11 protein-coding genes are annotated in these 13006 nt (G+C 72.2%); 8 read left to right on the forward strand and 3 right to left on the reverse strand.

Annotated elements, in window-relative coordinates; translation table 11 throughout:
* Positions 1-316: 316 nt before the first annotated feature.
* Positions 317-1288, forward strand: a complete 972-nt coding sequence (locus tag ACWEVS_RS14275) for an alpha/beta hydrolase (protein WP_452551778.1) — start codon at positions 317-319, stop codon at positions 1286-1288.
* 165 nt (positions 1289-1453) lie between these two features.
* Here ACWEVS_RS14275 and ACWEVS_RS14280 read toward each other — a convergent pair whose 3' ends face one another.
* On the reverse strand, positions 1454-2719 hold the full coding sequence (locus ACWEVS_RS14280) for a helix-turn-helix domain-containing protein (protein WP_452551780.1): 1266 nt from the start codon (positions 2717-2719) through the stop codon (positions 1454-1456).
* A gap of 218 nt (positions 2720-2937) precedes the next feature.
* On the opposite strand from ACWEVS_RS14280, the gene ACWEVS_RS14285 reads away from it, so the two are divergent.
* Both ACWEVS_RS14285 and ACWEVS_RS14290 read left to right on the forward strand, forming a co-directional pair.
* Complete coding sequence (locus ACWEVS_RS14285; RefSeq protein WP_449926054.1) at positions 2938-3342, forward strand: hypothetical protein; 405 nt, start codon at positions 2938-2940, stop codon at positions 3340-3342.
* 26 nt (positions 3343-3368) lie between these two features.
* Positions 3369-4781, forward strand: a complete 1413-nt coding sequence (locus ACWEVS_RS14290; protein ID WP_452551782.1) for an MFS transporter — start codon at positions 3369-3371, stop codon at positions 4779-4781.
* Between the two features lie 102 nt (positions 4782-4883).
* On the opposite strand, the gene ACWEVS_RS14295 is transcribed toward ACWEVS_RS14290, so the two are convergent.
* Both ACWEVS_RS14295 and ACWEVS_RS14300 read right to left on the reverse strand, forming a co-directional pair.
* Positions 4884-6257 carry a hypothetical protein gene (locus tag ACWEVS_RS14295; RefSeq protein WP_452551784.1) on the reverse strand — a complete coding sequence of 458 codons (1374 nt, stop codon included), beginning with the start codon at positions 6255-6257 and terminating at the stop codon, positions 4884-4886.
* Positions 6258-6487: 230 nt separating this feature from the next.
* A complete protein-coding gene (locus ACWEVS_RS14300; RefSeq protein WP_449926045.1) occupies positions 6488-7117 on the reverse strand; it encodes a TetR/AcrR family transcriptional regulator in 630 nt (209 codons plus the stop codon).
* Positions 7118-7383: 266 nt separating this feature from the next.
* On the opposite strand from ACWEVS_RS14300, the gene ACWEVS_RS14305 reads away from it, so the two are divergent.
* The 5 genes from ACWEVS_RS14305 (at position 7384) to ACWEVS_RS14325 (ending at position 13005) form a co-directional block, all read left to right on the forward strand.
* The gene (locus tag ACWEVS_RS14305; RefSeq protein ID WP_452551786.1) at positions 7384-8721 is read left to right on the forward strand and encodes an extracellular solute-binding protein; all 1338 of its coding nucleotides are present in this window, start codon (positions 7384-7386) and stop codon (positions 8719-8721) included.
* Between the two features lie 86 nt (positions 8722-8807).
* The gene (locus tag ACWEVS_RS14310; RefSeq protein WP_354912456.1) at positions 8808-9764 is read left to right on the forward strand and encodes a carbohydrate ABC transporter permease; all 957 of its coding nucleotides are present in this window, start codon (positions 8808-8810) and stop codon (positions 9762-9764) included.
* On the forward strand, positions 9761-10603 hold the full coding sequence (locus ACWEVS_RS14315) for a carbohydrate ABC transporter permease (protein WP_452551788.1): 843 nt from the start codon (positions 9761-9763) through the stop codon (positions 10601-10603). The genes ACWEVS_RS14310 and ACWEVS_RS14315 overlap by 4 nt, the downstream gene beginning before the upstream one ends.
* Positions 10600-12000, forward strand: coding sequence for a GH1 family beta-glucosidase (locus tag ACWEVS_RS14320; protein ID WP_452551790.1), 1401 nt, complete (start codon positions 10600-10602; stop codon positions 11998-12000). The genes ACWEVS_RS14315 and ACWEVS_RS14320 overlap by 4 nt, the downstream gene beginning before the upstream one ends.
* Positions 12001-13005 carry a LacI family DNA-binding transcriptional regulator gene (locus ACWEVS_RS14325; protein WP_452416695.1) on the forward strand — a complete coding sequence of 335 codons (1005 nt, stop codon included), beginning with the start codon at positions 12001-12003 and terminating at the stop codon, positions 13003-13005.
* The last annotated feature ends 1 nt before the right edge of the window (position 13006 follow it).

Genomic DNA, 13006 nt, shown 5'->3' on the forward strand with positions numbered 1-13006 from the left:
CACCGCAGGCCGGTCACCGGCACCTGAACACCGCCCACCGCAGGCCGGTCACCGGCACCTGAACACCGCCCACCGCAGGCCGGTCACCGGCACCTGAACACCGCCCACCGCAGGCCGGTCACCGGCACCTGAGCGCCGCCCGCCGCAGGCCGGTCACCGGTGCCTGAGCGCCGCCCGATGCGGGCCGCTCGCCGGTGCCGCCGGGGACCGCCATCCGGCGGTGGGATCGGCGCGCATGCCCGCCGCCTTGCGGTTGTGCGGGGCGCGCACCGCCACGCACCATCGAGATGCACGCCCGTCGACCGGAAGGTTCCGCATGATGCCCCACCACCCGCACCTCGCACGCGAACTCGCCGCCGCGCTCGACCTGCTCGACATGTCCTTCCCCGACATCTCGACGCTGACGTTCGACGACCTGCCCGCGCTGCGGGCGCAGACGGCCGCCATGCGCGCGGCGACCGTGGTCGAGGACCCGCTCGTCTCGGTCGAGGAGAGGTGGGTGCAGGGCCCGGAGGGCGCTCCCGACGTACGGCTGCGCATCAGCCGTCCCGCGCGGCCCGCGCCCGGCCCGCTGCCGTGCCTCTACTGGGTGCACGGCGGCGGCATGGTGGTCGGCTCGGCCGACGGCGACGACGCGTTCGCCGCGCGGTTCGTCAAGGAGGTCGGGTGCGTGGTCGTCGCCGTCGACTACCGCCTGGCGCCCGAGCACCCCGACCCCGCGCCGGTCGAAGACTGCTACGCGGGCCTGCTGTGGACCGCGAAGAACGCCGCCGAGCTGGGCGTCGACCCCGCACGCCTGGCGGTGGGCGGGGCGAGCGCCGGTGGCGGGCTCGCGGCGGGCACGGTGCTGCTGGCCAGGGACAGGGGTGGTCCCGCCGTCGCCTACCAGCTGCTGATCTGCCCGATGCTCGACGACCGCGACGCCACGCCGTCCACGCTGGAGTTCGAGGAGGCGGTGGTCTGGAACCGCGCGGCCAACGTCTTCGGCTGGAGCGCGCTGCTCGGCGACCGCAGGGGCACCGCCGACGTCTCGCCGTACGCGGCTCCGGCCAGGGCGGACGACCTGACGGGGCTGCCGCCCGCGTTCATCGACGTGGGCGCTCTGGAGGTGTTCCGCGACGAGTGCCTCACCTACGCGCAGCGGCTCGCGCAGGCGGGGGTGTCCACCGAGTTCCACCTCTACGCGGGGACCTTCCACGGCTTCGACATGATCATCCCGGACGTGGAGGTGAGCCGCCAGGCGGGGGCGGCGCGCATCAGCGCCCTGCGACGGGCCCTCCTGCCCTGACAGCGAGGATGCCTGACAACGAGGATGCAGGTGAACGCCTCCCGGTGGAGCCTGGCCCTTGCCCTGACTGACCACGGTGTCTTCCACGGGATCTGTCGGCTCCGTCCGGGAGGTGTTCGTCTGCACTCACCGGACGCGGCGGGTGATGACCGTCCGGGTGACGGGTCAGGTGACCAGGCGGGCCAGTGACAGTGCGAGGTGAGCGCGCAGCCGACCCGCCGGCGCGGCCAGCGGGAAGCCCAGCGCCACCTCCGCCCTGGCGATACGGGCGGCCATCGAACTGTGGTGGAGGTGCGCGGCCGCGGCGGCCCGCCGTACCGAGCCCTCCTCGCACAGCGCCCGCACCGCGGCGGCCACCTCGGGCGGCAGCGAGCGCACCGCCCGCACGTCGGGCAGCGCGGCGACGGCCGCGTCAGGCACGTGAGCGGCCAGCAGCGCGAGTGCGCCCAGATCGGCCCAGCGCACCACCCGGTCCCGCGCCCCGTCGCCGGTGAAGCGCAGCGCCAGGCGGGCCGCCTCCCACGACTCGACGAGTTTGGCCGGGCTCACCGGCGGTCCCACCCCGGCCCGTACGGCCGGCGGCAGCCCTGCGACCTCGGCCGTCACGATCACCACGGCCAGCTCGCCGACCGCGGCGCTCCTGGCGTGCAGACCGTCCGCGCGCAGACCCGCCATGAGCGCGGACCGGCAGGCGACGGGCGTGGCGAGCACCTGCAGCGGAACGCCCGCGTCGAAGCCGAGCAGGCGCAGGGCCCTGGCGTGTTCAGGTTCGCCGGTGTCGGCCGACAGGGCCAGCTCGACCAGGGCGGGATCGGCCGCCGGGGCGGCGCGTTCGAGCGTCACCTCGGCCGCGACGGCCAACCTCTCGAGCACGATCTCGTCGAGGCCGTGCGGGTCGCCTTCACGTTCCATCCAGACCGTGCCGAGCCCCGCGCCGAGCTCCCTGGTGAGCGGCCCGGCGCCGGCTTGTCTTCCGGGTTCGGGCCCGCCGTGGGACGTGGGCGCGAGGTCCGGTCCCCGACCGCTGCCGGTCCCTGGTGAGGAACCGGACTCCGGCGGGTCAACGGGTCCTGGCGAGTGCCCGGCCCCTTCGACCTCGACGAGCCCCTTCGGGGGACCGGCACCCTGGACGTCGGCGGCCCCTGGCGAAGGGCTGGAGACCTGCGCGTGGGCGGATCCACGCGCGGCGGCGGGCCCCTGGGCGGCGGACTCACGCTCGGCGGTGGCCCGCTGCCCGGGAATGGCGCGCCATCGCCGTCCGGTCGAGGCGTCGAACAGCCCCACCGGGCACTGCGCCAGCGTCGCCGTCGCCTGCAGCAGGGTCGCCACCCCGGCGTGGTCACGCACCAGCGAGTCGAAGTACGCGATCACCCGCACCGCGCTCTCGGCGCCCGTGTCGAGCGCGGACAGGCGCAGCAACAGTCCCTGCACACGGTCAGGGTAGCCAGGATTCCTGCTGCGCCGGCGGTGCCCGGCATAGGGTTGTGGGACGAACCCGTCTCGTCCCTGGGGGCGTTTTGTCCGACCAGCAGCCATATCCGTACGGCTCGTCCGACCCGTACGGCCAGCAGTACCCGTCAGGCTCCTACGACATACCGTCCAACGCTCCGACTTCGCACGGCCCGGGGTACCCGTCAGGCTCCTACGACATGCCGTCCAACGCTCCGACTTCGTACAGCCCGCGGGGGTCCTACGACATGCCGTCGAGCGCGCCGATCCCGTACGGCCAGCAGATCCCGGGACCTTTCGGCCACCCCGCCGTGCCGTACAGGCAGGGCCCGCCCGTCCCCCGGCCGCCGCGCAAGGAGCCGGCGATCTCGCTGCTGCTGTCGTTCCTCCTGCCGGGGGTGGGGTCGATCGTCAACGGCGACACCGGCAAGGGGGTCGGCATTCTCCTCGGGTCGTACATGACGATGTTCCTCGGGTTCATCCTGGCGTTCGTCGTCGTCGGCCTGCTGATCCTGCCGGTCTCCTTCGGCCTGTGGGTGTGGGGCCTGATCGACGCCTACCAGGGCGCCGTACGAGCCAACCAGCGCAACGGCTACGCGGGGTAGAGCGGCTCTTGTAACGTTTGCGAGCGATGAGACGTTACCTGGCCGCCGTGGTGGCCGCCCGGACCGGTGACGAGATGTCCGGGCCCGCGCTCCTGCTGCTGGGGCTGGCGGCCACAGGCTCTCCTTCGTTGGCGTCGTGGCTGCTGGCGGGGCTGACGGTCGCCGCCGCCGGGGGCGGCCCGGTGCTCGGCGCCGCGCTCGACCGAACCCGCAGGCCGGGACGGCTCCTCGCCGCCCTTCTGGCCGGGTACGCGGCAGGTCTGGTCATCATCCTCGCGCTGGTCGGCAGGGCGCCCGATCCGGTGGTGATCGGGGTGGCCGTGCTGGCAGGGCTGCTCGGCCCGGCCCTGTCCGGCGGATGGACCGCGCAGCTTCCCCTCCTGGTCCCGCCCGACCGGCTGCCGCGCGCCAACGCCCTCGACTCCATCGCCTACAACCTCGCCGGGCTGGCGGGCCCGGCCCTCGCCGGGCTGGTCGCCGCCGCCGGGGGTGCCTGGTCCGCCGTCGTCGCCTCGGCCGCGCTGATCGCCGCCGCCCTGCCCGCCGCTTGGTTCCTGCCCGCCCGGCCCGCAGCCGCCGTACCGACACCCACGGCCTCGCCGCCACCGAAGGCCGGCATCGCCTCCGCCGTACCGACACCCACGGCCTCGCCGCCACCGGAGGCCGGCACCGCCCCCGGGCCCGCACCCGCGCCCGCCGCCCTCGCACCTGCACCTGCACCTGCACCAGCCGCCACGGACCCAGCCGAACCGCACCCGTCGCAGGCCGTCTCCCACTCCTCCCCGGCGGCGGGGGAGCCGCAGCCCGGCATGCGCCGCGAGCTGATCGACGGGTTCGCCGCTCTCGCGCGGAACGGAAGCCTCCGGCGCGCCACCCTGGCCTCGATGATCTCCTACGCGGGTCTCGCGATGCTGGTGGTCTCCGCCCCGCTGCTCGGCACGAACCTGCTCGGCGATCCCGGGTACGGCGCGCTGCTGCTGTCCGTGCTGGCCGCCGCCGCGCTGGTGGCGAACGCGGTGCTCGCCAGGTTCCCCGCCACCCGTCCCGACATCGTCGTACCGGTGAGCGCCCTGGTCATCGGGGCGGGCCTGGCGCTGGCCGCCTTCGCGGGGACGTTCGCGTGGGCGGTCCTGGCCGTGGCGCTCGTGGGGGTGGGCGAGGGGCCGCAACTCACCGCCCTCTTCGCGGTACGGCACCGCGAGGCACCGTCCCGCCTGCGCACCCAGGTGTTCACCACCGGGGCCAGCCTGAAGATCACCTCGTTCGCGCTCGGTTCGGCGGCGGCGGGACCGCTGGCAGGCCACTCCCCCACGGCCGCGCTCCTGGTGGGCGCCGCCGTCCAGCTCACCGCCGCCGCGGCCTTCGTCCTCTCGTACCGCCCGGCCAGGCGGGTGGACGGCCCAGGCTCGCCGTCCGCTGTCGTGAGACAGCCGTCCTAGGGCACGACGCCCAGGTCACCGTACGGGCCGAGCAGCAGCGCACCGCGGCGGAGGGGAGCTCACCGTGATGCCGTCATCTCGTGGCGGGGCCAGGTCGCGGGGTCACGGCGTGGTCAGCGGGATGACCCTGCGGAACTTGCCGCCGGCCGACCGCTCGGGCGGCTCCTCAGCGCGTTCGAGCGTGACGTGGTCGGCCTTGTGCGCGGTCAGCAGCTGAGTGATCTCGTCGCGCACCGTCCGCCACACGTGGTCCGGGTCGGCGCCGTCCGCGGATCTCAGGCGCACGCGCAGCGCGGTGGGCGCGGTCTGGACGAGCTGGAACTGCTGGATGCCGGGAACCCGGTCCAGCAGGGTGCCGAAGGCCATGGGAGAGATGCCGACGGGCTCGCCCCGTTCGGTGGGGAAGGCGAGCATCTCAGCCGCGCGGCCCCGCACCTGGACGGCGGGTAGCGGGCTGCCGCACGGGCAGGCGTCGGGACGCAGCAGGACGTTGTCGCCCAGGTTGTAGCGCAGGATGGGCTGGACCTGATTGGCGAGGTTGCTCAACAGGACGGTCTGCGACGGCTGACCTGGCGGGACGGGCCGAAGGTCGGCGTCGACCGGCTCCAGCAGGGCCCAGTCGCTGTTGACGTGCAGCCAGTTGTGCGCGCAGCCGTACGCGAGGAAGCCGCACTCGGTGGCGGCGTAGGCGGAGCGGACCTGGGCGTGGAAGGCGCCGGCGATGCGGGCGCGGTTCTCCGCCGTCAGCGCCTCACCGCCGGCGATGACCATCCCTGGGTGGATGCGCAGGCGGCCGGCTTCCTGTTCTCCGGCCAGCAGTCCGAGCATGCTCGAGAAGCCGGTGAGGGAGCTCGGGTTGTACCGGTTGAGCTGCGCGGCCAGCTCGGGCAGCGGCTGGTGGATCGAGAACTCCCGCACCAGCCAGCTGAGCCGTGGGTGGTCCCGGCGGAACCGTGCCGCTCCGGCGACGGTGGCGAAGTGGCCGCCGGGCGCGGAGACGATCGCGGTACGGCCGGCGCCGCGCAGGAGGCGGATGACGTCGCCGATTCCCAGCCCGGTGCGGGCGCGCTGTCCGACGGCGTTGCCCACGGCCAGGCTCCGCTCGTCCTGGAGGAAGATGCCGCGCAGGCCGCTGGTGCCGGACGTGGTGGCCACGAGATAGCGCCCCTCGAACCGCTCGCCCACGAGCGTGGGGTCGGCCACGAACGCCTGGGCCTTCTCGAGGGTCACCGTGCGGTCGGTGACCCAGTCGTCGAAGCGGTCCATCAGCGTCTTCTTGTCGGTGACCGGGAGCAACGCCGGGTCGTCCACCTCCTCCGGCAGGTCCCGGTACACCTCGCTGAAGTAGGGTGAGTGAGCGCGAGCGTAGGTCACGATCTCGGCCAACCGGGCGCGTTGCCGCCGGGCGATGGCCGCGGGGCCTTCCCGCAGGGCACGGCGTGCGTCGCGGGTGAAGTGCCGCTGGTTTTCCGTCATGCCGGGCTGTTCCTTCCTCCGATGGGCGGACGCCGGCCCGCCTCAGGGCTGGGTCGCGCCCCCGTCGATGACTCGATCGATGGGTCGCCGAACGCGCCCGCGAGCACGCTCGTGACAGCACGCTCGCCACAGACGCTCGTGACAGCACGCTCGCCGGACGCGCCCGCGAGCACGCTCGTGACAGCACGCTCGCCGGACGCGCTCGTCATGAGCGCGTGTGGCCGCGCGCGTCACGCACCGCCGGGGTCCGGCCGTACCGACAGCAGGCCGCGCATGGCGATGTCGAGGCCGTGCCGCGCGGCCTCCCACAGCTCGTCCTGCGACCGGCCGAGCTCGACGCTCGCCAGACTCGCCTGCTGGATGGCGCCGATCAGGGATCCGGTCATCGCCGCCGCGGTGATCGGATCCAACCGGCCGGGAAACGCCTTCAACAGCTCGCCGGCGATGCGCCGCTGCAGATCCACCATCAGGTACAGCCCCTTGGCCTGCAGCGCCGGCGTCGTCATCAGCAGGCGGGAGGCCGCCGACAGCTCCTCCGGTTCCTTGTGCGGCACGACGGGCCGGCGGAGGGCGGCGTACTCCTGGACCATCCTGGCCAGCAGTTCGCCGGGCCCCTCCTGCGGGCGCCGTTCCGCGAGCACCCCGAGCAGCAGGTCGGCGATGTGCTCCGTGTCGGCGAAGACCACCTCGTCCTTGCTGCGGAAGTAGTTGAAGAACGTCTTGGGGTCGACATCCGCCGCCACGGCGATCTGCGCCACCGTGGTCTGCTCGTACCCCTGCTCGGCGAACAACCTCATGGCCGCGGTGACGATCCGCTGCCTGGTCAGCCGCTTCTTGCGGTCGCGACGCGACTCCTCCATGGACCGAACATACACTCTCTAGAATTTTCCACAAACTGGAATTTTATGCGCGGCGCGATGGGAGCGCTCCCAAAGATCACTATGGACCTTTCGTTGCCGATCATCCGGTTTCACCAGGCCACATCCCCATGCCGGTAACGGTTCTGTTTCGTCGTATTGACGTTCCAGCCCCGCTCGGCCACCCTTCGTGGGAGCGCTCCCACAGATGTCCGTCGCGGTTCCACCGGTCGGGGACGAGGCCGCGACCACCCGAGAAGGGGTCCAGAATGATGACCATCCAGCGCCGCGCCAGCCTGGCCGCCGCCCTGACCGCGACCGCCCTGGCGCTCGCCGCCTGCGGCTCGGGCGCGACCGACACCCCGGCCTCCGGCGCCCCCGCCGCCTCAGGAGCGGCCGCTCCCGTCACCGTCAGGGTCCAGGTGTTCGGCGGCGGCGAGAACTTCGGTTACAAGAACGCCGTCGCCGCGTGGAACGCCGAGCACCAGGACGTCCAGATCAAGCTGGAGGTCCTCACCGACCAGTTCGAGCAGGTCTACTGGCCGCAGATGATCCAGTGGCTGCAGGCAGGCAAGGGCGCGGGCGACGTCGTCGGCATCGACGAGGGCGGCATGGGCCTGGCCAAGGCACACCCCGAGTGGTGGGCCGACCTGGGCGAGCAGGGCCTGTCGGGCCGCCAGGCCGACTACCCGGCGTGGAAGTGGCAGAACGGTGTCACCGCCGACGGCAAGGTGTTCGCTCTCGGCACCGACATCGGCGGCATGAGCATCTGCTACAACAGGACGCTGTTCGAGAGGGCGGGCCTGCCCACCGAGCGCGACAAGGTGAGCGCCCTGTGGCCGACATGGGACGACTTCCTCAAGGTCGGCCAGCGGTTCCAGGCCAAGGTGAAGGACGCCAGGTTCACCGACGGCACCAACACCCTCTACAACGTGGTGCTGGTCCAGGAGGCGGCCAAGAACGGCAACGTCTCCTACTTCGACACCTCCAACGCGCTCGTCGTCGACAAGAACCCCGCGGTGAAGACCGCCTTCGAGTTCGCCCAGAAGATGACCGCCCTCGGCCTGACCGCCAAGCTGCGCAACTTCACCGAGGAGTGGGCGACCGGCACCAAGAAGAACGCCTTCGCCACCGTCGGCTGCCCGTCGTGGATGCTGGGCGTCGTCAGCGGCAACGCGGGCGAGCAGGCCAAGGGCCAGTGGGACGTCGCGGCCGTGCCGGGCGGTGGCGGCAACTGGGGCGGCTCGTGGCTGGCCGTACCGAAGCAGTCGGCGCATCCGAAGGAGGCGGCGCGGGTCGCCGACTACCTGACCGGCGCCAAGGTGCAGGCGAGCGTCTTCGCCGACTTCGGCAACATGCCGAGCAACACCAAGGCCCAGCAGGACCCGGCGGTGACCGGCGCCAGGAACGCCTTCTTCAGCGACGCCCCGATCGGCGACATCTTCGCCAAGTCGGCGGCCTCGCTGCAGCCGGTGTTCCTCGGGGTGAAGCACACGCAGGTGAAGAACGCCATCGAGTCGGTGGTGCAGGGCATGGACGACGGCTCGGTCGACCGGGACAAGGCCTGGCAGCAGCTCGTGGACGACGCGGTGAAGGCCGCTGGCTGAGCCCCCCAGCACCCCCACAGCGCCGGCCCGCCGCCGCGCGATGTCGCCGGCGGGCCGGCCGCCCGTCCCCGACGCGAGAGGTCTCCATGAGCCTTCACCTGGAAAAGGCGCCCCTGGTGGTCGCCGCGCCACCGCCGCCGCGGGGCGGCCGGCGGTGGCGCTCGGTCCTGGACATCAGGGCCATGCCGTACGTCCTGATCTCCCCCTACTTCGTGCTCTTCGCGGTCTTCGGACTGTTCCCGCTGGCGTTCACGCTGTGGTACTCGCTCTACGACTACGACCTCGCGGGCACCACCGCGTGGGCGGGCCTGGGCAACTACGCCCAGCTGCTGGCCGACGAGGACTTCTGGAACGCGGTCGGCAACACCGTCGGGATCTTCCTGCTGGCCACGATCCCGCAGCTGCTGCTCGCGCTGCTGCTGGCCAACGCGCTCAACAAGCGGCTGCGGCTGCGGCTGGCGATCAGGATGAGCGTGCTGCTGCCGCTGGTCACCTCGGTGGTGGCGGTCGCCGTGGTGTTCACCCAGCTGTACGCCAGGGACTGGGGCCTGGTGAACTGGGCGCTGAGCTGGTTCGGCGTCGAGCCGGTCAACTGGCGCGCCGAACGGCTGCCGTCCTGGCTGGCGATCGCCACCATGGTCGACTGGCGCTGGACCGGTTACAACGCGATCATCTTCCTGGCCGGCATGCAGACCATCCCGCGCGATCTGTACGAGGCGGCGGCGATCGACGGGGCCTCGCGGCGCAGGCAGTTCTGGCAGATCACGCTGCCGATGCTGCGCCCGACGCTGATCTTCGTCGTGCTGAACTCGACGATCGGCGGTCTCACCCTGTTCGCCGAGCCCACCACCTTCTACAACGGAAACGTGGACGGCGGCTCGCAGGGGCAGTTCCAGACGGTGGCGATGTTCATCGTCAAGCAGGGCTTCAGGGAGTTCGACTACGGCTACGCCGCCGCGGCGGCCTGGCTGCTGTTCCTGCTCATCCTGCTCGGCGCCCTGGTCAACTTCCTGTTCGTCCGCCGTATCGGAGGGACCGGATGACCGGCTCGGCGACGATGTGGAAGGCCACCGTCATGACCAGGGTCATGCTGGCCGTGGCGATCACGCTGTCGGCCTTCCCGCTCTACTGGATGCTCGTCATCGCCTCGCGGACCAACGACGACGCCGTGGACGTCCCGCCGCCGTTCCTGCCCGGCGGCAACCTGGGCGAGAACATCGCGGCGGTGCTGGCCAACGAGGACGCCCACTTCCTGACGGGGTTGGCCAACTCCTTCGTCGTGGCCTCGGTCGTGACGGTGTCGGTGGTGCTGATCTCGACGCTGGCCGGCTTCTCCTTCTCGCGGCTGCGTTTCCGCGGCAGGCGGCTGCTGCTGCTGACGATCCTGCTGACGATGATGGTGCCGCTGCAGCAGATGGGCGTCGTGCCGCTCTACCGGCTCATGGTGGAGCTGGAGTGGACGGGCACGCTGACGGCGGTGATCCTGCCGTACCTGCTCAACGGCTTCGGCGTGTTCCTGATGACGCAGTACACCGAGCAGGCCGTGCCCCACGAGCTGGTCGAGGCGGCCAGAGTGGACGGCGCCTCGACGATGCGGATCTGGTGGAACGTCGTGCTGCCCGCCGTACGGCCGGGCATGGCCGTGCTCGGCATCAACACCTTCATGCTGCTGTGGAACGACTACATGTGGCCGATGATCGTGCTGACGCCGGACAACCCGACCGTGCAGATCGCCATCCAGGCGCTCAACGAGCGGTTCTCCACGAACTATGTGCTGATCTTCGCGGGGACCGCGCTGTCCATCATTCCGCTCATCATCGTGTTCATCGCGTTCGGCCGGCAGATCGTCGGCGGCATCATGGAAGGAGCGGTCAAGGCGTGACAACCCGACAGGACCGGCTCGACGACCGGCTGCTGTTCCCCACCGGCTTCGCGTGGGGCGCGGCGACCTCGGCGTACCAGATCGAGGGGGCGGTCGGCGAGGACGGGCGCGGCCAGTCCATCTGGGACGTGTTCACCAGGAAGCCCGGCCGGGTGCTCGGCGGCGACGACGCCGACGTGGCCGTCGACCACTACCACCGCTACCGCGGCGACGTGGCGCTGATGGCGGAGCTGGGGCTGCGCGCCTACCGCTTCTCGGTCTCGTGGCCGCGGGTGCGGCCCGACGGGACGGGCCCGATCAACCAGCGGGGGCTCGACTTCTACCGGCGCCTGGTGGACGAGCTGCTCGGCCACGGGATCGACCCGTGGGTGACGCTCTACCACTGGGACCTGCCGCAGCCGCTGGAGGACAGGGGCGGCTGGCCGCAGCGGGACACCGCCTACCGTTTCGCCGAGTACGCCGCGGCCGTCCACGAGGCGCTGGGCGACCGGGTGCGCCACTGGGCGACGGTCAACGAGCCGTGGTGCGCGGCCTTCCTCGGGTACGCCTCGGGCGAGCACGCGCCCGGACGGCGTGAGCCGGTGAGCGCGGTCCGGGCCGCGCACCACCTGAACCTGGCGCACGGCCTGGCGGCGCGGGTGCTCAGGACCGCGGGCAACAGGGTGGGCGGGTGCGTGAACCTGTACGCGGTCTCGCCCGCCACCGACAGCGCGGCCGACCTCGACGCGGCGCGCCGCGTCGACGGGCTGCAGAACAGGTTCTTCCTCGACGCGCTGCTGAAGGGCGGCTACCCGGCCGACGTGCTGGCGGACCTGGAGCCCGTCACCGACATGGCGTTCGTGGAGGACGGCGACGCGCGGACCGTCGCCGCCCCGATCGACATGCTGCTGGTCAACTACTACAGCCGTTTCACCGTCTCCGGCGCGCCCGGTGGTCCCGCCTCCGCCGCGGCGGCGCCGACCGGGACGGCCTCCCCCTGGGTGGGCAGCGAGCACGTCTCGTTCGTCAGCGGGGGCCGGCCCGTCACGGCGATGGGCTGGGAGATCGACGACGGCGGCCTGAGGGAGGTCCTGGCGCGGGTGGCGGCCGACTACCCCCGCCTGCCGCTGGTCGTCTCGGAGAACGGCGCGGCCTTCGACGACGTGCTGTCGGGCGGCCGGGTCCGCGACGGCGACCGGGTCGCCTTCCTCGAGGCCCACCTGCGCGCCTGCAGGGCGGCGATCGACGAGGGGGTGCCGCTGGAGGGCTACTTCGCCTGGTCGCTGATGGACAACTTCGAGTGGGCCTGGGGGTACGGCAAGCGCTTCGGGCTCCTGCACGTCGACTTCGCCACCCAGCGCAGAACCCCCAAGGACAGCGCGCTGTGGTACGCCGAGACCATCCGGCACAATAGCTGAATGGCCATGAACCGACCGACGCTCGAAGCGGTCGCCGCGCGCGCCGGGGTCGGCAGGGGCACCGTGTCCCGAGTCGTCAACGGCTCACCGAAGGTGAGCACGAAGGCCAGGGACGCGGTGCTGAAGGCCATCGAGGAGCTCGGTTACGTGCCCAACAGGGCGGCCAGGGCGCTGGTCACGCGGCGCACCGACACGGTGGCGCTGGTGGTGTCGGAGTCCGAGCAGCGGATCTTCGACGAGCCGTACTTCGCGGGCATCATCCGCGGCATCGGCTCGGCGCTGGCCGAGACGGGGCTGCAGCTCATCCTGGCGATGGCGCAGTCGCCGGAGGAGCACGAGCGCCTGGAGCACTACCTGACGGGGCAGCACGTCGACGGCGTGCTGCTGCTGTCGCTGCACGGCGAGGACCCGCTGCCGGGCAGGCTGGAGGCGATGGGCGTGCCGACCGTCCTCGGCGGGCGGCCGGTCGGGCTGGACGCCTTCAGCTACGTCGACGTCGACAACAGGGCGGGGGCGCGGCAGGCGGTCAAGCACCTGCTGGCCGCCGGCCGGTCCAGGGTCGCCACGATCGCGGGCCCGCAGGACATGGGCGTGGGCGTCGACCGGCTCGCCGGCTACCGCGACGCCCTGCTGGCCTCGGGCATGGGCGAGCTGGTCGCCTTCGGCGACTTCTCCGAGGAGAGCGGCGAGCAGGCGATGCGCGAGCTGCTGGCCGCCCATCCCGGGCTCGACGCGGTGTTCGCCGCCTCCGACCTGATGGCGACGGGCGCGATGCGGGCGCTGAAGGCCGCGGGCCGCTCGATCCCCGGCGACGTGGCCGTGGTCGGGTTCGAGGACTCCAAGGTGGCGCTGCACACCGACCCGCCGCTGACCACCGTCCACCAGCCGACGGAGCTGATGGGCCGGCAGATGGCGCACCTGCTGGTGGCCAGGATCAACGGTGAGGAACTGCGCCAGCCCGTGCTCATCCTCGACACCCATCTGGTGCTGCGCGGCAGCGCCTGAG

This window comes from Nonomuraea sp. NPDC003754, from assembly GCF_053605785.1.

What these genes read in the sequence shown, in the direction of transcription:
- ACWEVS_RS14300 (WP_449926045.1), bottom strand. Translation starts at nt 7,117, where the DNA reads ATGGAGGAGTCGCGTCGCGACCGCAAGAAGCGGCTGACCAGGCAGCGG.
- ACWEVS_RS14305 (WP_452551786.1), top strand. Translation starts at nt 7,384, where the DNA reads ATGATGACCATCCAGCGCCGCGCCAGCCTGGCCGCCGCCCTGACCGCG.
- ACWEVS_RS14295 (WP_452551784.1), bottom strand. Translation starts at nt 6,257, where the DNA reads ATGACGGAAAACCAGCGGCACTTCACCCGCGACGCACGCCGTGCCCTG.
- ACWEVS_RS14285 (WP_449926054.1), top strand. Translation starts at nt 2,938, where the DNA reads ATGCCGTCCAACGCTCCGACTTCGTACAGCCCGCGGGGGTCCTACGAC.
- ACWEVS_RS14275 (WP_452551778.1), top strand. Translation starts at nt 317, where the DNA reads ATGATGCCCCACCACCCGCACCTCGCACGCGAACTCGCCGCCGCGCTC.
- ACWEVS_RS14290 (WP_452551782.1), top strand. Translation starts at nt 3,369, where the DNA reads ATGAGACGTTACCTGGCCGCCGTGGTGGCCGCCCGGACCGGTGACGAG.
- ACWEVS_RS14325 (WP_452416695.1), top strand. Translation starts at nt 12,001, where the DNA reads ATGGCCATGAACCGACCGACGCTCGAAGCGGTCGCCGCGCGCGCCGGG.
- ACWEVS_RS14310 (WP_354912456.1), top strand. Translation starts at nt 8,808, where the DNA reads ATGAGCCTTCACCTGGAAAAGGCGCCCCTGGTGGTCGCCGCGCCACCG.
- ACWEVS_RS14315 (WP_452551788.1), top strand. Translation starts at nt 9,761, where the DNA reads ATGACCGGCTCGGCGACGATGTGGAAGGCCACCGTCATGACCAGGGTC.